At 39.8% G+C, this 19,133-nt stretch carries 18 protein-coding genes and 1 pseudogene; 7 read left to right on the top strand and 12 right to left on the bottom strand.

Annotation, left to right across the window (positions count from 1 at the left end; genetic code table 11):
• Nucleotides 1–142: 142 nt before the first annotated feature.
• Both ACTJJH_RS16525 and ACTJJH_RS16520 read left to right on the top strand, forming a co-directional pair.
• Nucleotides 143–1,075, top strand: a complete 933-nt coding sequence (locus ACTJJH_RS16525; RefSeq protein ID WP_001107594.1) for a family 2A encapsulin nanocompartment shell protein — start codon at nucleotides 143–145, stop codon at nucleotides 1,073–1,075.
• Nucleotides 1,050–3,011 carry a family 2A encapsulin nanocompartment cargo protein cysteine desulfurase gene (locus ACTJJH_RS16520; protein WP_440601463.1) on the top strand — a complete coding sequence of 654 codons (1,962 nt, stop codon included), beginning with the start codon at nucleotides 1,050–1,052 and terminating at the stop codon, nucleotides 3,009–3,011. The genes ACTJJH_RS16525 and ACTJJH_RS16520 overlap by 26 nt, the downstream gene beginning before the upstream one ends.
• A 606-nt stretch (nucleotides 3,012–3,617) precedes the next feature.
• Here ACTJJH_RS16520 and ACTJJH_RS16515 read toward each other — a convergent pair.
• Nucleotides 3,618–4,256: a LysE family translocator gene (locus ACTJJH_RS16515; RefSeq protein ID WP_320124847.1), complete on the bottom strand. Its 639-nt coding sequence runs from the start codon at nucleotides 4,254–4,256 to the stop codon at nucleotides 3,618–3,620.
• A 91-nt stretch (nucleotides 4,257–4,347) separates the two neighbouring features.
• On the opposite strand from ACTJJH_RS16515, the gene ACTJJH_RS16510 reads away from it, so the two are divergent.
• Nucleotides 4,348–5,283 carry a LysR family transcriptional regulator gene (locus ACTJJH_RS16510; protein WP_440601462.1) on the top strand — a complete coding sequence of 312 codons (936 nt, stop codon included), beginning with the start codon at nucleotides 4,348–4,350 and terminating at the stop codon, nucleotides 5,281–5,283.
• 246 nt (nucleotides 5,284–5,529) lie between these two features.
• Here the strand turns inward: ACTJJH_RS16510 and ACTJJH_RS16505 are convergent, their stop codons facing one another.
• The 5 genes from ACTJJH_RS16505 to ACTJJH_RS16485 all read right to left on the bottom strand — a co-directional run bounded on the left by ACTJJH_RS16505 (nucleotide 5,530) and on the right by ACTJJH_RS16485 (nucleotide 9,418).
• Nucleotides 5,530–6,396: a cysteine ABC transporter substrate-binding protein gene (locus tag ACTJJH_RS16505; RefSeq protein WP_000209984.1), complete on the bottom strand. Its 867-nt coding sequence runs from the start codon at nucleotides 6,394–6,396 to the stop codon at nucleotides 5,530–5,532.
• Between the two features lie 82 nt (nucleotides 6,397–6,478).
• A complete protein-coding gene (locus ACTJJH_RS16500; protein WP_440601461.1) occupies nucleotides 6,479–7,339 on the bottom strand; it encodes a transporter substrate-binding domain-containing protein in 861 nt (286 codons plus the stop codon).
• Nucleotides 7,340–7,369: 30 nt separating this feature from the next.
• A complete protein-coding gene (locus ACTJJH_RS16495; RefSeq protein WP_001130360.1) occupies nucleotides 7,370–8,101 on the bottom strand; it encodes an amino acid ABC transporter ATP-binding protein in 732 nt (243 codons plus the stop codon).
• A 2-nt stretch (nucleotides 8,102–8,103) separates the two neighbouring features.
• Nucleotides 8,104–8,769, bottom strand: coding sequence for an amino acid ABC transporter permease (locus tag ACTJJH_RS16490; protein ID WP_000418064.1), 666 nt, complete (start codon nucleotides 8,767–8,769; stop codon nucleotides 8,104–8,106).
• Nucleotides 8,759–9,418 (bottom strand): amino acid ABC transporter permease, encoded by a 660-nt coding sequence (locus tag ACTJJH_RS16485; protein ID WP_440601460.1) that lies wholly within the window; start codon nucleotides 9,416–9,418, stop codon nucleotides 8,759–8,761. Before ACTJJH_RS16485 ends, ACTJJH_RS16490 begins: the two co-directional genes overlap by 11 nt.
• A 64-nt stretch (nucleotides 9,419–9,482) precedes the next feature.
• Between ACTJJH_RS16485 and ACTJJH_RS16480 the strand changes: the two genes are divergently transcribed.
• Nucleotides 9,483–9,596: a hypothetical protein gene (locus ACTJJH_RS16480; protein WP_079381051.1), complete on the top strand. Its 114-nt coding sequence runs from the start codon at nucleotides 9,483–9,485 to the stop codon at nucleotides 9,594–9,596.
• Between the two features lie 106 nt (nucleotides 9,597–9,702).
• Here the strand turns inward: ACTJJH_RS16480 and ACTJJH_RS16475 are convergent, their stop codons facing one another.
• The 3 genes from ACTJJH_RS16475 to ACTJJH_RS16465 all read right to left on the bottom strand — a co-directional run bounded on the left by ACTJJH_RS16475 (nucleotide 9,703) and on the right by ACTJJH_RS16465 (nucleotide 14,550).
• The gene (locus ACTJJH_RS16475) at nucleotides 9,703–9,987 is read right to left on the bottom strand and encodes a GNAT family N-acetyltransferase (RefSeq protein WP_005069864.1); all 285 of its coding nucleotides are present in this window, start codon (nucleotides 9,985–9,987) and stop codon (nucleotides 9,703–9,705) included.
• 142 nt (nucleotides 9,988–10,129) lie between these two features.
• Nucleotides 10,130–11,089 carry a response regulator transcription factor gene (locus ACTJJH_RS16470; protein WP_017386113.1) on the bottom strand — a complete coding sequence of 320 codons (960 nt, stop codon included), beginning with the start codon at nucleotides 11,087–11,089 and terminating at the stop codon, nucleotides 10,130–10,132.
• Nucleotides 11,089–14,550 (bottom strand): hybrid sensor histidine kinase/response regulator, encoded by a 3,462-nt coding sequence (locus ACTJJH_RS16465; protein ID WP_440601459.1) that lies wholly within the window; start codon nucleotides 14,548–14,550, stop codon nucleotides 11,089–11,091. The genes ACTJJH_RS16470 and ACTJJH_RS16465 overlap by 1 nt, the downstream gene beginning before the upstream one ends.
• A 195-nt stretch (nucleotides 14,551–14,745) precedes the next feature.
• On the opposite strand from ACTJJH_RS16465, the gene ACTJJH_RS16460 reads away from it, so the two are divergent.
• Entirely contained in the window at nucleotides 14,746–16,362 is a 1,617-nt protein-coding gene (locus tag ACTJJH_RS16460) for a purine-cytosine permease family protein (RefSeq protein ID WP_002114289.1), read from the top strand.
• Nucleotides 16,363–16,419: 57 nt separating this feature from the next.
• On the opposite strand, the gene ACTJJH_RS16455 is transcribed toward ACTJJH_RS16460, so the two are convergent.
• On the bottom strand, nucleotides 16,420–16,875 hold the full coding sequence (locus ACTJJH_RS16455; RefSeq protein WP_000376211.1) for an Lrp/AsnC family transcriptional regulator: 456 nt from the start codon (nucleotides 16,873–16,875) through the stop codon (nucleotides 16,420–16,422).
• Between the two features lie 156 nt (nucleotides 16,876–17,031).
• Between ACTJJH_RS16455 and ACTJJH_RS16450 the strand changes: the two genes are divergently transcribed.
• Complete coding sequence (locus ACTJJH_RS16450) at nucleotides 17,032–17,643, top strand: LysE family translocator (protein ID WP_000885232.1); 612 nt, start codon at nucleotides 17,032–17,034, stop codon at nucleotides 17,641–17,643.
• 70 nt (nucleotides 17,644–17,713) lie between these two features.
• Here the strand turns inward: ACTJJH_RS16450 and ACTJJH_RS16445 are convergent, their stop codons facing one another.
• Nucleotides 17,714–18,325, bottom strand: coding sequence for a LexA family protein (locus ACTJJH_RS16445; protein ID WP_032003407.1), 612 nt, complete (start codon nucleotides 18,323–18,325; stop codon nucleotides 17,714–17,716).
• 286 nt (nucleotides 18,326–18,611) lie between these two features.
• On the opposite strand from ACTJJH_RS16445, the gene ACTJJH_RS16440 reads away from it, so the two are divergent.
• Nucleotides 18,612–18,845 carry a hypothetical protein gene (locus ACTJJH_RS16440; protein ID WP_002114518.1) on the top strand — a complete coding sequence of 78 codons (234 nt, stop codon included), beginning with the start codon at nucleotides 18,612–18,614 and terminating at the stop codon, nucleotides 18,843–18,845.
• 63 nt (nucleotides 18,846–18,908) lie between these two features.
• Here the strand turns inward: ACTJJH_RS16440 and ACTJJH_RS16435 are convergent.
• Nucleotides 18,909–19,133, bottom strand: a pseudogene (locus ACTJJH_RS16435) (KGG domain-containing protein); the annotation flags it as partial.

The raw sequence follows: 19,133 nt of genomic DNA, 5'->3' as shown, positions 1-19,133 counted from the left end.
GAAAATAGATAACTCATTAATAAGCTCTCTATTTAAAAAATTTATAACGCTATTTTAATTTTAAAACCAGAACTAATTCTAGTTTATATGCATCCTAGAATTTTTATTTTCAAAAAGCCAATGTAATAAGGAAAAATGATTCATGGCGAAAAATACTGACAAAGCCCAACTTGCGCTGGGGGACCACGCAGCCCGTCAACTGGCCAATGCAACAAAAACAGCTCCCCAACTTTCTACAATTACTCCCCGATGGCTGACTCATTTACTGCAATGGATTCCTGTTGAAGCAGGTATCTATCGCCTAAACCGTGTCAATAATACCGATGATATTCAAGTGGCTTGCACACAACGTGATGAAGCAACTTTGCCACAAACTTTTGTCGATTATGATCCAGAGCCACGTGAATACTTTTTAAACGGTGTATCTACTGTTTTAGATGTACATACACGTGTTGCTGACCTTTACAGCAGCCCACACGACCAAATTAAAGAACAGCTCCGTTTAACGATTGAAACCATTAAAGAACGTCAAGAAAGTGAGCTTATCAATAACCCTGAATATGGTTTACTGGCAAGTGTGACAGATGACCAACGTATTTCGACTTTAAATGGCCCACCGACGCCAGATGATCTTGATGATTTGCTACGTAAAGTCTGGAAAGAACCGGGATTTTTCCTAGCACACCCTGATGCGATTGCAGCATTTGGACGTGAATGTACACGCCGTGGTGTACCGCCTCCAACGGTTAGTCTGTTCGGTTCGCAGTTCATTACATGGCGCGGAATTCCACTTATTCCATCAAATAAAATTCCTGTAGAAGATGGCAAAACTAAAATCTTGCTGCTTCGTGTTGGTGAAAAGCGTCAAGGAATTGTTGGTTTGTTCCAACCGGGTCTTGCTGGTGAACAGTCACCAGGGCTTTCAGTACGTTTTATGGGCATTAACCGTAACGCAATTGCGTCATATCTAATCTCGTTATATTGCTCACTTGCAGTATTAACAGACGATGCTTTAGCAGTGTTAGATGATGTGGAGGTGGACAAATATCATGACTACCCAGTTAACTACAAGTAATCTGCAAGGTAGTTCAACGGGGCCTAAAGTGACTGGTGTTAACCCACCAGCCAACTTCCCTGATGAGTCCACCATTGCTCGACTTGCTAATGAGTTTTTTTCAGCAGTGCCAAGCTCAAGCAGTTCAGCTTCTCCATCGGGCCTTAACTTGGACTTACCAGTCGGAGCGCCACCGCATCCACCACAACCGGGTGAACCATTTTCTGCACTCAGTGGTCGTGCGCCCAATATCGCCTTTCAGAAAAGTCTCAATCCGGAATATCCTGAGCATATTCCAAATTTGCCAGACTACCCTGAACGCCGAATTGTAGCGTCTGCGCCTGTGGTTGGTGGAGCTAATTTGCCACGCCCACCATTTGAACCATATTTGCCACAAGCTGCTCATAGTGAACCCAATGTGCCACGCATTGAACCAAACTTACCCACTGGTGCAGGTGAATCACCTTATTATTTTTTAAATGATTTTTCTGCTCCCAATACAGCAGAACCGTCTGTTAAAGGTGTTGAAGATAATTATTCAGTTGCACAGTCTTTTCAGTTACCACATGGTGATCAGCTGAAATCATTGCTGACAGAAGATCGTTTTGCAACGAACACGCCTCCCCAAAGTTCGGCAAGCTCTGCATTTTATTTTTTAGACTTGCCTCAAACTGGACAAAGTTATAGTCACTATCAACCATCGCAACCCACTTTTGTAGCAAGCAGTGCTCAACCACTCGATGTACATGCCATACGTCGCGATTTCCCAGTTTTACAGGAACGCGTCAATGGTCGCCCTCTAGTTTGGTTGGATAATGCTGCGACCACACAAAAACCGCAGCGTGTGATTGACCGGATTGCTTATTTTTATCAGCATGAAAACTCAAATATTCACCGTGCTGCCCATGAGTTAGCGGCTCGTGCAACCGATGCCTATGAGCATGCAAGAAATGTAGTTGCCCGATTCATTGGTGCACCCTCTTCTAAAGAAATTATCTTTGTTCGAGGAACAACCGAAGGCATTAACCTGATTGCAAAAACATGGGGTGAGCAAAATATTGGTGAAGGTGATGAAATTATCGTTTCTCACTTAGAACACCATGCCAATATTGTGCCTTGGTATCAACTCACTAAAAAAACTGGAGCAAAATTAAGAGTCATTCCTGTGGATGACACAGGCCAGATTATTTTAGAAGAGTTGCCAAAACTGATTAATGAACGCACTAAACTGCTGTCGATTACTCAAGTTTCGAATGCTTTAGGAACAGTCACACCTGTTGCTGAAGTCATTAAAATTGCGCATGCCAAAGGTGTACGTGTTTTAGTTGATGGCGCGCAATCTGTTTCGCACATCCCTACTAATGTACAAGCTCTTGATGCAGACTTTTTTGTATTTTCTGGACATAAAGTGTTTGGGCCAACGGGTATTGGTGTGGTCTATGCAAAACCAGAGTTGCTAGAAAGCATGCCTGTTTGGGAAGGCGGCGGTAACATGATTCAGGATGTGACCTTCGAACAAGTAGTTTACCAACCTGCACCAAACAAGTTTGAAGCTGGAACAGGAAACATTGCCGATGCTGTCGGATTAGGCGCTGCACTTGAATATGTCGAAAGTCTAGGCATTCATAACATTGCTCGCTATGAACATGATCTACTCGAATATGGTCAAAATGCTCTGAGCAGTGTGTCAGGTTTACGCTTGATTGGAACGGCGCATCACAAAGCCAGTGTGATGTCCTTCACTTTACAAGGCTATTCAACTGAGCAAGTCGGTAAAGCTTTAAATCAACATGGCATTGCGGTACGTTCTGGCCACCATTGTGCACAGCCAATTTTACGTCGTTTTGGTGTAGAACAAACCGTGCGTCCGTCTTTGGCTTTTTATAACACAACTGAAGAAATTGATTTATTGGTGTCAGTGTTACATCAACTGACGCGTAATAGGCGTAGCAACTAAATCTATTTTTAGACTAGAAAAGACTGCTTTTGAGCGGTCTTTTTTATGGATTATTTATTAAAACTACTTGAGCTCAAAAGTTATATATGAAGTAACAAGTCAAAGTAGCTATTACAGTGGAGTCTTATTATTTTAAATTCGATTTCTGAATTAGCCTTCGGCTAGACTTACTTTGGTTTCGCCCAAAGTAAGCAAAAGCATTTTCATCTGCAAAACCTGTCCTCTTCTTATATCTAATCGATATATCGCAGAAACATAAACTATTTAATACCACGCAGGTTGCAGATGATTTTAGCTCGAATTAAGAGTCATCAATAGTTCGGACAACTCAAAGTAGTTATCACTACGGAGTCTTGTTATTTTAAATTCGATTTCTGAATTAGCCTTCGGCTCGTGCTAAGAGTCATCTACAGCCTGCCCATAATTTATAAAAATAATGTTTTTGCAACATTTCCTGATAGATGAAAAACAGTGAACAGGTTCTGTAGATGACAAAGTTTTTTGGTTACTTTTTCCAAAAAAAGTAACAGAATTAGCTACTTTATTATGACGTATAAACGGTAAGACTCCGTCGTGCTACCCCATCCACTTATAAATACAACCAACTTAAACAAACAATCCCCAAATCAATCTCAATGCAATTCCAATTAATAACACCCCCATCACCCGCTCAAAATAAACCCCAAACTCCAAAAATCTTTTACGTACGATAGGCTGTGCAAACAGTACGCTCACCACCATAAACCAAATGGCATTAACCATACACATCCAGACCCCATAAAAGACCTGAACTTTCATTGGTGTAGTTGTACTCACAATCGTTGTAAAAATTGCCAGAAAAAAGATAGTGGCTTTTGGGTTTAATGCATTGGTAAGAAAACCCATAGTAAAAGCTTTAAATAAACTTGGCGTATCACCGTTTGCTTGGCCATTAATTTCAATATTAGTATTCGGCTGGCTACGTAAACACTGCCATCCTAAATAAATCAAATAAGCTGCCCCTGCTGTTCTGATCAGTGACATGAGCCATTCACTTTGCTGAATCAAAAAGCCAATACCAATAAGTGTATAAAACACATGCACTGAAATCCCGACACCAATACCAATTGCGGTTAGACATCCAATCAGATAGCCATAACGTACACTTTGCCTTACCGTAATCACAAAATCTGGTCCCGGTAAAATCACCGCCATAAAGTGAATAAGAGCTAGCGTTAAAAACTCATGTCCATACAACTGCCACATAACAATTTAGTTTCCTGAAAATCACCTAAAAGATTGTATTGCGATTTTTTAGACGCGATAATCCAATTAAAATCCAAATAACTTTTGCCTCATGAGCACAAATCAAAGTCCGGTTCTGTTAAATGAAATGGCGACTTTCGTTAAGGTTGTCGAGTCGGAAAGCTTTTCTGAAACTGCACGCCAGCTTGGTACAACACCTTCTGCTGTGAGCCGCGCGATTGCCCGTTTAGAACGAGTTTTAGGCACCCGCTTACTCTATCGGACTACACGAAAACTTCGTTTAAGTGAAAGTGGGCAACAGGTTTATCAGCGTTGTTTAGATATGGTGAATGCTGCACAAGCAGTCATGGAAAGTTCAGGACAATTTCATGTCGAACCAGAAGGTGTTATTCGCATGAGTGTTCCGAAAGCTGTGGGGCATTTTATGATTCACCCTCATTTACCCGAGTTTTTAGAACGCTACCCGAAAATTGATATACAAATGCTTTTAGAAGATCGCTATGTAGACCTGATTGATGATGGAGTAGATTTAGCACTTCGAATTACAGAGCAACCACCGGGTGGCCTTATGGGTCGAAAGCTGATTGATATTGATCACTTGGTTTGTGCTACACCTGAATATTTGTCCAAGCACGGTACACCGAACCACCCTCATGATTTAAAGCAGCATGAATGTATTTACTTGGGCGAACAAGCCAGTGACTCAAAATGGAAATTTCAGCAAGGAAACAAATCGATCAGTGTGGCTGTGCGTGGGCGTTATGCAGCAAACCATACAGGTGTGCGTTTGAGTGCGGCATTACAGCATTTAGGTATTGCGAGCTTACCTTACTTCGTTGCACGCCATGCTCTACAACAAGGTACCTTAGTCCAGGTTTTACCAGATTGGTATTTTAAAACCTATTACAGTGGTGGGCTGTGGTTACTTTATCCACCGACAAGGCATGTCCCGCCTAAATTAAGTGTATTGATTCAATATTTGGCAGATAAATTAGCAGCAGAGCCGACTTTATTTAAATTAAAGTAATATAAAGTCAAGGAGTTAGCACGATGAAATCCTACCTTTTAACCTCTAAAGCACTCAGCTAATTCTGTTACTTTTTTGAAAAAAGTAACCAAAAAACTTTCTCATCTACAGAACCTGACCACTGTTTAGATCTATAAAAAAATATTGCAAAAACATTATCTTTATAAATTATGGGCAGGCTGTAGATGAATCCTAGCTCAAGCAAATACTATCTAGAATCCTAGTCATTAGAGGCTCTGAGTAAAACTACTCAACCAACAAATCTTTTGGATTAATCGTATCGCCATAGACTGGTTTTAACGTTTTTTCATAAGCCTGATGAATCACGCCGTCTTTAGCCAGTTTCTCTAAATCTTGGTTCAACCAGTCCAGCAACTCTTTATCGCCTTTTTTCACTGCTGGTGCAATTAAGTCCTGCTCACCTAAATTGGTAATGCCAACAGTGTAATTTGGATTTTCTTTAGCCCAAGCTAAAACCAGCAAGTTATCATGTGCAAGCGCAGCACCACGACCATCTTTTAAAGCATCAAAAGTTTCAGTGTTTTGTTCATACTTTTGTAGTTTAATTTCAGGATGAGTCTTGGTGAAGAATGAATCAGCCGTTGTACCTTTATTTACCAACAAAGTTTTATCTTTAAGTTGAGCAACATCGGTAATCGGATGACTTTTTGGAGAAACCACACCTAGTGCCACTTTTAAATAAGGCTTTGCAAAATCGACAACTTCCTTACGTTCTGGCGTAACAGTAAAGTTGGCAAAAATAATATCCACTTTATTGGCTTTTAAGTATTCGACACGGTTAGCCGCTTCAGTTAAAACAAACTCAACTTTGTTTTCATCACCCAGCAGATCTTTCGCAACATGCTTAGCAATTTCTACATCAAAACCTTGATTTTTACCTTGAGCATCTAAATATCCAAACGGCGGTTTATCACTAAATACGCCAATTCGTACCACGCCATTCTTTTTGATCTGTTCAATACTCGACACAGTTTGTGTGGTATCTGCTGTTTTTTCAGTAGACTGAGTTCCTTTGTCACATGCAACTAAACCTAAACTCAGTAAAGACGCAGCTAAAATATGCTTCACGTTTTGAAATGTTAATGTTGTCATTATTTCATCCTATCGTTCTTGTAAAAGTCTTATTTAAAATCGCAGCGCCTACTTTTAGACACTGCTCTAGCGATATTGAAAATTATTGGCCTACATCTAAAAACACATTCGGATTGACCGATTCACCGTAAATTGGCTTCAAGGTTTCATCATAAATTTTATTAATTTCACCACTTGTTCTTAGCTGCTTAATTTCAGTATTGAGCCAATTCAATAATTGGGTATTGCCCTTTTTAACTGCTGGTGCAATAAACTCTTGATCACCAATAGACTGAATACCTGCAACATAACTTGGGTTCTTCGCGGCCCATGCCAAAGCATAGGTACTATCTTGTGAAATCGCGTCACCACGACCGTCGGTTAAAGCTTTGAAGGCATCCGAGTTTCTTTCAAACTTGAGTAAGTTCACTTTCGGATAATGCTTAGTAAAGTAAGTATCTGAACTTGTGCCTTTATTTACGATTAAGGTTTTACCTTCTAATTGGGCAATGTCCGTAATCGGCTTGGCTTTAGGTGAGACAATCCCAAAAGCCCCTTTTAAATAAGGCTCGGCAAAATCGACAACTTCCTTACGTTCAGGGGTTACTGTAAATGTCGCAAACACCACATCGGCACGATTTGATTTTAAAAACTCCACCCGATTTGAAGCTTCAGTCACAATAAACTCAACTTTCTTTTCATCACCGAATAAATCTTTAGTCACCCGTTTTGCTAGAGCCACATCAAAGCCCTGGTTATTCCCCGCACTATCTACATAACCAAACGGCGGATCATCTGCAAAAACGGCAACGCGTAGAACCCCATTTTTTTTGACTTGTTCTAAAGAATGGTCTTCTTGAGCATTACTTGCCTGTTCAGTTGATGGCGTTTTACTACATGCAGTTAATAAAACCCCAGCAACGGCAAGACTGCTTAATATTTTTATTGAATTACGTTTAAACATTCACTTCCTCATGATTCAAATAATAAAAATTTAGTACGACAAAATATTTAAGAAGGCTTTCGCTCGTTCTGTTTTTGGCTGTTCAAAAAATTCTTCTGGTGAAGCCTGTTCAATAATTTTGCCCTTATCCATAAAAATAATGCGGTCGGCAACCTTGCGTGCAAAGGACATCTCATGTGTCACAATCAACATGGTCATTCCTTCATTTGCCAATTTCAGTACGACATCGAGTACTTCCCTAACCATTTCCGGATCAAGCGCAGCAGTAATTTCATCAAGCAAAATGACTTTAGGTTGCATGACCAGTGAACGCACAATGGCAATACGCTGTTTTTGTCCGCCTGAAAGCTGTCGTGGATAATCAAGTTTTCGCTCAAACAATCCCACTCGCTTTAGCAATTCATCTGCTACTTGTTCAGCTTCATCACGGTGGCGTTTTTGTACTTTAAGTGGCCCAAGCAAAATATTGTCAATAACGTTCATATGCCCAAATAGCTCATAGTTTTGAAAAACCATGCCAATTTTTTGACGAGCATTAGTCCAGTCCACATCTTTGCCCAAAACACCTGAGCCAGTTAAACGAATTTCGCCACCCTGAATCGGTTCTAAGCCATTAATACAACGCAGTAAGGTACTTTTACCGCAGCCCGATGGACCTAAAATAACAACCACCTCTCCTTGTTCTACATCCAGATCAATGCCCTGTAAAATATGACTTTGTGCAAATGATTTCTGTAATTGTTGTATCGATAACAAAGGCATAATTACTCCCAGACCTTTTCTAAATGTGCCGCCAAACGAGATAAGGGATAGCAAATCAGAAAATACAAAATAAAAATAAAGCCATAAATCCAAAGAGAAGCGCTCGGCACGGTCAACAGCGAATTTTCAATAATTTGCTGGCCAACTTTAATGACCTCAACCACACCAATCAGGACTGCCAAAGAGCTGGTTTTCACCATTCGGGTAAATAAGTTAATCGCGCCTGGTGTTACTCGTTTTAGACTTTGCGGAAAAATGACATAGATCAAAGCTTGAACATGAGTTAGTCCGAGCGCATAGGCCGAATCGCGTTGATGTTGATCAATCGAAGTAATGGCTGCACGAACCAAATCGCCCATTTCTGCCGTACCCCATAAAACAAACACAACAATGCACACCCACATTGCAGAAAACTGCCAGTTAAACCATGTCGCAAAGCCGAAATAAAACACAAACAGCAAAACTAAAATCGGAATGATTCGAATGGCTTCTAAGTACAGGCGGCACAGTGCTTTAACGACTATATTTTTTGAGGTCATAATGACGCCGAAAACTGTGCCGAAAATTGCAGAGAAAAACACCGAAATAAAAGCAATTTTTGCAGTTGCCCAAAGTCCCCACATTAAACGTTCGAGGTGACTCGCTTGAAATAGATAATCAAGTTCCATGGCTCACCTTCCGACTTCTGTACTCCAGATAGCTGGTTAAAATAGACACGGGCAATAAAATAATGAGATAGGCCATGATGAGTAAAAACAAAGCTTCTGTGGTTTTATAGTCCATGCCAATTAAGTCTTTGGTGACAAAAAGCAGTTCAACGACAGCAATTGCACTGACCACAGAACTTTCTTTAATCAAAAATAGGCAATTTGCCCCTATTGCCGGAATTGAAATGGCAAGTGCTTGAGGAAAAATGACATATCTAAAAATTTGAATCGGTTGTAGACCAATACTTTTTGCTGAGTCAATCTGCCCTTTAGCAACAGACTGCAAACCTGCTCGGAAAGCTTCAGCCATATAGCTTCCGCCTAAAAAGGTCAATCCGATCACACCACAAGCGAAACCATCGATTTTTATACCGAGTTTTGGCAAACCGTAATACAAAAAGAACAGTTGAATTAATAAAGGGGTATTTCGAGATAACTCAATATAGAACTGGGCAATTCTATTTAGCACCCGCACGCGATATGTGATTAAAATGCTGCAAATTAGCCCTACAATAATTGCCAAAATAATACTGATAATTGAAATTTGCAGCGTGGTCAAAGTTGCAGAGAAAAATTGCGGCAACACACTATGGATATACTGCCAGTTCAAGGAAAATTCCAAAAAATAATATTAAAACGTTATAAATATTTAGCTTTCGTCAGCCATTAAATATTTGTGCAAAGAGTTTATTTTTTTCCCAATTGGTCTAAAACTATTTTTATTAGATAAGCTTTTCTATAAGTTTGATAAATTCGATTTGGCAATCGAAAACCTTCAAATCAGTTGAATACAACTGCTTAAAACATATTCACTAAAACAAAGATGAATAATAAAGCCAATAAAAAATCGGACACCAACGCCCGATTTTTATAAAATGATTTTTAATCTATTGTTTATTTTCTAAGTACATCACCAATGCTTGGGTCTTTATCAAAAACCGATTTTGCATATGGGCAAAGTGGAATTACTTTTACGTCTTTTTCACGAACAAAAGCCACCAAAGCATCAAGTAATTGGCGACCTACGCCTTGTCCCCGATAATTTTCATTTACATCTGTAGCGTCAATAATCAGCATGCCTTCGCCTGCCCATGTATAAGTCATTTCACCCGCAACGGTTTCACCATCAAGTAAGCTAAAGCTGCCGTGTTTTGCATCATCTTTTTGTTGAATATTCACAATGAATTCCTCGTATTATGGCTCAAATTTATTTAAAAATGACTTTATATATCTTTATCTATAAGAACAAATTTAAGTGTAAAAAAATAGACTATTTTTAGCAGTGAGTCTGTATGCTTTTTAAATACAATCGTCAATTAAATTAGTGAAACTCTTGTACCAGACTATTAATGTGTGCCACAGCAGCAGTTCGGTTTTCAACACAAAGTTTTTCAAAAATATGCTCTAAATGCTTGTTTACCGTCCGTGGACTAAGCTCCAAAATTTCTGCAATATCTTTATTGGTTTTTCCTAACAACAACCAATGCATGACTTCTGCCTCACGTTGAGTCAACTGCGGGCAATATTTTAAAATATCAGCCATTTCTAAAGCTGGCGTAGAAGTCTTAATCTGTATCAGATAATTTTTTGCCACACTTGGTTCAGTTTGCCACGGCGTAAGCAATAAAAGCTGTAATTGCTGAGATGGCGTTGAATAAGAACAGCTTGTTAATTTTTTGGGGTCTTTTTCATGTTCCAAATCTGAAAACCAAGCTTTTAAGCCTGCTTCAAAGCCCTCTAATTCAGGTAAATATTGATTCAGTAGATCATTAGCCTTTTGGGTTTTCCAAACAATTTTACCGTGAACATCTAGCGCAAGAATGGCTGTTTCCGTTGCATCAATTACCTGTTTCTGTTGTTGCAATAGTTTGGCATGTGCCAAATGTGTTTTTACCCTTGCTAATACTTCTTCAATATTCAAAGGCTTGGTCACATAGTCCACCCCGCCGACCTGAAAACCACGCACTATATGCTCTGTCTCAGACAAACCTGTCATAAAAATGACGGGAATAAACTGCGTAATTGGGCTCGCTTTAAGCTGAATACAACTTTCAAAACCATCCATATGTGGCATATTGCCATCGAGTAAAATCATATCTGGTAAGCATCGGTGGGCAATTTCAATTGCACTTAACCCATCGGTTGTGACAAGCACGCGATAACCTGCCTGATCCAGACTTTCATGTAACAAGCCTAAATTTTCCGGCACATCATCTACAATCAGAATAACAGCCTGCTCGTTTGGTGAAGCTTGCTGAAAAGAAACATGTTGCGTACTCATTACTTATCCTGAATTAATCGTTGGGCGTGTTTTAAATCAAACTTTTGAATAGCCTGTTCCAGCTGTTCCCATAACTCTTTATGCTCCGGAAAATTTTGACGACATTGCGTTAAAGTCTGTTGAATTCCACGAATGTAGCCCTGTCCAATTAAATCATTTAATTGCTGCAAGCTTTGCTGTAAATCAAGCAGATCATTATTTTCTGGTTGCTGGACTGGTGTATGAACAGTGGCTTGCTCTTGTTTAAACACCTTTACATCAAGTGCTTGAACTTCATTATTTTCAAAATGAGTATCCGATTTGGAATCAATCCATATCAAACCTAACTTATCTCCAATTTTACTGAGCAACAAATTCAGGTCGATTGGTTTTAACATAAAGTCTTCACTTAAGACGGCATCTTGTGGATTGACTTCACGCTCACCTGCATTGGCCGAAATAATTAGGATCGGCACATTGGTAATATTATTTTGACGTAATAATCGCGCTGTTTCCCAGCCGCCCATCAACGGCATATTTAAATCCATCAAGATCAGATTAGGCTGAAAAATAGGTACACGTCTTAAACAGTCAATGCCCGACTCGGCTTCTTCAATCATAAATCCTAACGGTTTTAGAAAATTAGCGACTAAACCTCGGTCCACCGCTTCATTATCGACAACCAAGATTCGTTTTCGCTCGCCTTGATAACCCGTAATCTGGTTGGAGTAAACATTAGAAATTGGATGAACCACTTCTTTTGAAGGTAAATAAAACTTAATCTTAAACTGTGAACCCTGATTAAGCTGGCTAGTCACAGATAGCTGGCCACCGAGTAAATCGACTAATAATTTTACAATTGGTAGCCCGAGCCCTGTTCCGGTAAATCCGCCTTGAACCACATTACTGCCCCGTTCAAATGGGTTAAAGATTCGCTCTAAATCTGCCTCGGCAATACCACAGCCCGTATCTCTAATTTCAAAATAAGCCGTTTGAAAACGGTACTCGACTTTTAAAGTAATTGTGCCACTCGTTGTAAACTTTAAAGCATTGCCCAATAAATTAATAAGTACCTGTTCTAAGCGTTTTTTGTCAGTACGGACATAGTGCGGCAGGTTCTCTCCAATTTCATAAATAAACTGTAAATTCTTCTGTTCAAACTGTGGCTGAAACATTTGAATAATTTGTTCAATAAAATTTGGGAAATGAACGTCCACTACATTTAAAGAAATCTTGCCTGTTTCAATTCGCGCTAAATCTAGTAAACCATCAATCAGTGAAGTTAAATGCTGCCCACTACGGCTAATCACGCCGAGCGCCATTTTGCCTTGTTCTGAGAGCTGCTCTTGTTTTTGAAGCAATTGGCTATAGCCCAAAATACTATTTAGGGGTGTTCTTAATTCGTGGCTAATACCAATGACATAACGGCTTTTTGCATCATTTGCCCGTTCTGCTGAAATTCTGGCGTCTTGTAAGTCTTTTGAAGTGACTTCATGGGCAGCAATTTCATCAATCAATAATGCTGTTTGCTGGTGTGTTTCGATTTCAGCATTACGACGGCTTTCATCGTTTAATACGAGCCACCAAGCAGCAACACTCATCAATAGAAATAAAATGGTATAAATTTTGACAAATAGCGTAAATAGCTGAGGAACGGCTGCCGCATTAATGGTTTCTAAATAGGTTTTTTCCTGGATATAAACCAGACTTAAACTCACTGCCAGAACAATAGACAACCCCAGAGTCAGTAGTAAATATAAACTGACTCGACTATTTAAACGGCTAGCCCAACGTTCTGGTAAATAATGCCAGATGGCTTTTTTGAGTTGTACTGACCAGCGTGCATCAGGTTTACATAAATCGTGACAGCGTGCTTCAAGTGAACAGCATAGAGAGCAAATCGTACCGTTATAGGCTGGGCAACCCGCCATATCAGCAAGCTCATAGTCCCGTTCACACACGACACAGTTAGCAACCAAAGTCGCCTGAATTTTTTCAGGCTGACGTGCAATGTAATATTTGCCTTTGGTTAGGTAAGCAATAACAGGAACGCATAGCACCGCACTCCCCAAAGCAATAAAACTCGCCAAGCCTTTCGCCATGAATCCGAAAAAGCCCAAGTAACTCAGCATCGATAACACTGAAGCGATGAGTAACGCGCCTACACCTACGGGGTTGATGTCATATAAATAAGCACGGCGAAATTCAATTCCTTTCGGGCTTAGACCTAAAGGCTTACAGATAATTAAATCGGCAACGACGGCACCAATCCATGCCAAAGCAATATTGCTATATAATCCCAAAATACGTTCAACCGCATGGCTAATTCCCATTTCCATCAAAACAATGGCAATAAAAACGTTAAAAAGAAGCCAAACTATTCGCCCCGGATGGCTATGAGTTAAACGGGCAAAAAAGTTTGACCATGCCAATGAGCCAGCGTAGGCATTGGTCATATTAATTTTAATTTGCGCTAAGCAAACCAGTACTAATGTGAGAATTAATGCAAGCTGAGGATTTGGAATAAATTGTTGATAGGCAACCCAATATAGATAAGTCGGATTGTCTAGTTCAGAGACAGGAATAAACAGCTGAAAAGCCAACACCATCAGCAGCATGCCCATCAAAACTTTTAGAAATCCAAAAATAATCCAAGATGGACCACCTAGAAAAACGGCAAAACGCCACGCGGTTCTGTTCTTTTCTTTTTGCGGTAAGAAACGTAAATAGTCGGCTTGCTCACCAATTTGGATCACAAATGAAAAAATAAGAGTGCACGCCGCACCAAAGTAATACAGATTAAAATCGGTTGAGTTTGAAACTGCCCCAACAAAATGCAAGCTACTACTTAAAATTTGTGGTTGTTTCCAAAGTACAAAAAACCACGGTAATAACAGCAATAAGAGCCAGATGGGTTGTGTGATCGCCTGAACTTTATTAATAAAACCAATACCTTTGACCACTAAAGGCAAAATCACTAATGCAGAAATTAAGTAACCGATAACTTGCGGAATGCCTAAAGCCAGCTCAAGTGCCATTGCCATAATTGCGGCTTCAAAGGCAAGCAAAATAAAGGTAAAGCTGGCATAAATTAGAGATGTAATGGTCGAGCCAATGTAGCCAAAACCTGCACCACGAGTAAGCAGATCAACATCTACATTATATTTTGCGGCGTAGTAACTAATCGGCCAACTGGTCAAAAATATGATGGTACATACGACAATTGCTGCCCATACTGCATTGCTAAAGCCATATTGCCAAAGCATGGTTGCCCCAATGGCTTCCATAGCCAAAAAGCTAACTGTAGAAATTGCAGTATTGGTAACGGTCCAAGGTGACCACTTACGTACCGAGGTGGGTGCATAGCGGAGCGCATAATCTTCGATACTTTCATCTGCCACCCAAATATTATATTCACGGCGTGTTTTGATCACACGTTGTGGGGCTTGTTGTGGGTGTGAAGAATCTGGCATAACACTCATGTTTGGCTTGTGGCTGCATTAAACCCAGCAATCCTTATGCCAAAAGTCATTTATCATGGCGATTTTTTCTAATGCGCACATATACGCAAAATAACGTATTTTCAATTTTTCCCAAAAATCACACACTCAAAACCATCAAAAAACAATGATCAATATTTGTGTTGATTGACCGAAAATGATTGGGAGATTGATGTTATGAGTGTATCTGAACATCCAAATCTGGACACTGTGCAAGGTACAGATTCACAAAAAGCAGTGAATGAAACCTTAGAAGATTATACTTTACGTTATGCTCCACACAGCTTTCGGCGCTGGAGTCCCAAAGTTGTCGCTATTACTGCACTTGGTGGTATTGCCTATCTTGCTGACTTTTCTATTGGCGCCAGTATTGGTATGTCTTATGGAACAACCAATGCTGTTTTCTCCATTCTATTTGCAGCGATTATTATCTTCTTAACCGGCATTCCTTTAGCCTACTACGCAGCTCGCTATAACATCGACCTTGACTTGATTACCCGCGGTGCAGGTTTTGGTTATATCGGTTCGGTCCTGACCAGTATCATTTTCGCCAGTTTCACGTTTATTTTCTTTGCCCTTGAAGGTTCAATCATGGCGCAAGGATTATTGCTCGGTTTAGGTATTCCGCTTTGGGCAGGTTATCTCATTTCAACAGTTATGGTTATACCGCTAGTGATTTACGGCATGAAAGCCTTAAGTAAATTACAAGTCTGGACTACCCCGCTTTGGCTCGTTCTGATGATTGGTCCTGTGGCTTATCTGATTTATCAAGAGCCTACTTTAGTCAGCCAGTTTGCAACTTTTACTGGTAACGAAGGTTTCGCAACTGTAGACATGGCAGCAATCATGTTAGGTGCTGGTATATGTTTATCGCTAATCATGCAAATTGGTGAGCAAATTGATTACTTACGTTTCATGCCTGCTAAAACAAAAGAAAATAGCAAAGCATGGTGGGCTGCGGTTATTTCAGCGGGTCCGGGTTGGGTGATTTTAGGGGCAATTAAACAAATTATTGGGGCATTTTTAGGTTTCTATTTACTTACTAAAATACCGGGCGTAAACAGTACTGAACCTGTTCAACAGTTTAATGCGGCGTTTCATGACATGCTTCCAGGCTGGGCAGCTTTAACACTTGCAGTGATTTTGGTGGTCATTTCTCAAATTAAAATTAATGTGACCAATGCTTACTCTGGTTCCCTTGCATGGACAAGTGCCTACACACGTATTAGCAAACATTATCCTGGTCGTATTGTGTTTGTGATGGTGAACTTGGCAATTGCGCTTGCTTTAATGGAAGGCAACATGTTCGCGGTACTGGGTAAAATCTTAGGGTTCTATTCAAACTTTGCGATTGCTTGGGTTGTGGTTGTTGCAACAGATATTTCAATTAATAAATATGTATTAAAACTTTCACCGAAAGAACCGGAATACCGCCGTGACATGCTATACAACGTAAACCCTGTCGGCATGGTTGCGTTCCTTGTATCAGCAGGCTTATCAATTGCAGCATTCTTCGGATTACTGGGTAGCTTCTTGGCGCCTTACTCACCGCTTATCGCACTTGTACTTGCCTTTGTATTAACACCAATCATGGGCTTATTAACCAAAGGAAAATACTACATCAAGTCACACGATGACGGTATTAAAGAACCACGTTATGATGCTGAAGGTACTCCTGTAGCAACTGTTTATCACTGCCGCGTATGTGAGCAAGGTTATGAACGTCCAGATATTATGTTCTCTCACAAACATAACGGTACAATCTGTTCTTTGTGTAAAACACTCGATGCTTAAATATTCTTAAAACTAAAAAAGAAGCTTTAAAGCTTCTTTTTTTATATCTGATGATTCTTAGCCAATCGGGAATAAACGTTCAGGCACTACATCTTTCATCACAATGGTTGAGATGAGTCGTTGCACACTTGGAATAGCTGATAATTTTTCATCGTACAAACGCTGAAAAGCAGGTAAATCTTTAGCCACCACATGTAGCAAATAGTCAGGTTCACCAAACAAGCGCTGGGCCTGAATAATTTGCGGGATATCAATTACAGCATTTTCAAACTTCTCGACTGCCTGTTTATCACCTTCTTTAAGCGTAATAAAAACAATCGCTGAAAATTCAAATCCAACTAAGTTTGGGTCGAGCTCTGCCCGATAACCTTTGATAGCTCCTGACTCTTCTAAAGCCTTCACTCGTCTATGACAAGGTGAAATGCTCAAACCGACTTTTTCTGCCAATTCAGTAATAGATAATCGGCCATTTAATTGCAATTCAGCAAGAATCTTTTTATCTGTGCGATCCATTTAGAAAAATTTACCCCAAATGAGTGTGATATGAGCAAACATTTAAAAGCACATTCTAAATACATGAGCATATTATTTTCAACAAGCTCGAATAAATAGGGATTTTTTCTAAACCACGAGCGAAACCTTTGGAAAATAATTTGCTGAGATAAGCATATGGCTTTTAACATTTTTATTGCATTTTGGAGTGTCTCCATTCTTTTTATTATTACGCCAGGGGCAGACTGGGCCTATGCCATTTCAGCAGGGATTAAAGGCAAAGTCGTCGTACCCGCCGTCGCAGGTATGCTATTTGGACACTTTATTACGATTTTATTGGTAGCGGCTGGTGTTGGTCTGCTTGTAGCAAATAATCCAACTGCTCTAATGATTCTTACTGTTGCGGGTTCTGCTTATTTGTTATGGATGGGAATAAACTTATTACTTACCCCTCCTACTCCGAACGAATCTGGTTCTGAAAAAGCTCAGTCATGGTTGAGCTGGGCAACCAAAGGCGTTTACGTGAGTGGATTAAACCCGAAAGTTTTTTTACTCTTTTTAGCCCTGCTTCCTCAGTTTATTGATACTACTGCTTCATGGTCAGTAACAACACAAATTCTTGCCTTTGGTGTTGTCCACATGATTAGCTGCGCGATAATTTACTTAATGGTGGGTTATGGTTCAGAGGCTATTTTGAAAACCAGACCACAAGCAGCACAATTAGTCGGCCGTTTTTCAGGTGGTTTGATGGTTGTTATCGCAACATGTTTATTGATTGGACAAATTTAAAAGTCATTCAGCAAAAAGTTACTGACTCACTTTTCGGGTCAGTAACTTGAATAATAAAATATAAGAAAAATTATCTCATTCGTTTGAGGTTATAAGTCACGACTCCCCAAATAACCAGTTCTTGCCCCTCTTCAATATAAATATTCTGATAATCAGGATTTTCTGCTTTTAGCCAAACTTTAGGTGGATGAAATTGACTATCAATCATTAAGCGCTTCACAGTGAAATCATTATCGATGAGTGCAATCACAATATCACCCGATTTAGCGGAAATGCTACGATCCACAATAAGCGGATCATTAATATCAATTCCAGCATCTAACATTGACAAAGAGTTGGCTTTGACAATAAACGTGGCATTTTCATTTCTAATTAAATATTCATTTAAATCGAGTGCTTGCTCAATATCATCTTGTGCAGGTGAAGGAAAACCTGCCGCAACACGTTCAGTTGCCAAAGGAATGTGGTAAATTTTATCGTTATTCGGGTGGACCTGTTGGACATTAAGTTTTGAGTTAAAGTCAGTCAAGTTATTGGTTTTGACATTATTCAGTAACCAATTTTTGATAAAGTTAACTTGAGACTCGGGAACACGAATGACTTTGGTGGGTTCATTGAACTGTGCTTTACGTCCGGCATTTTCTCGTACACCGCCATGCTCGAACTCTTTTTTCTTTGGCATATTGCCTCCATTCCACTGTTCAAATCCTACACAAACAATGTAACTTGAAAAAGTTACATTTTCAAGTTGACGAAATATTTTTTTTGCATAACAATAAATCTCATGATCAGATTTTAATCCATTTTGTTTTTAACAGGGATGTTTTAACCAAAATGGCAATTTGAAGAAAATCAAAACCTATTTCGAAATAGTCGTTATCGCTGACTGTTTTTTGATTTTTATCAAATGAGATTCTGAACACTTAACATTCTGGTTAAATTCAGTTTTTGGTATGGAGACATGCGAAATGAAAAATCAACGTGATGCGGTTTTAGGTTATGCAAATGAGCAACATGCTTACTATATCCGCCTAATTGAAAATGATGCGGTTTTAGGTGAAAGCTACGGATTATTTTGTGAAAATCCAGATAGCGAAGCAGCCGAAAGTATTATGACGACACTTTTTTTGAAAAAATCTTTTTGGTTAAACGGTTCTGAATACCTTGATATTGTAAAAGGCCTACAACCTCTCCCTCAGTAAATACAGTAAGTAAGCTAAAAAACAAAGGAGGCAAAAGCCTCCTTTGTTTTTAAAACATTCTGCTTAAGACGTAAAACGTCCGTAGGCATCACGTTTTTGATTACGAGAGTTTTGACCACGGCCATCATAATCATCGTCGTCATCACGGCTGCGACCACGACCTCGTCCGCCTGAGCGACCACCGCGATCGTCATCGTCGTCATCATCACGGCTGCGACCTCGGCCTCGACCACCTGAGCGGCCACCGCGATCATCATCATCGTCGTCATCACGGCTGCGGCCACGGCC

Source organism: Acinetobacter sp. 22301 (assembly GCF_052045285.1).
GTDB lineage: Bacteria > Pseudomonadota > Gammaproteobacteria > Pseudomonadales > Moraxellaceae > Acinetobacter > Acinetobacter pittii.
The sequence above is the reverse complement of the archived record's forward strand: the minus strand, read 5'-3'. Positions and strand labels throughout refer to the sequence as shown.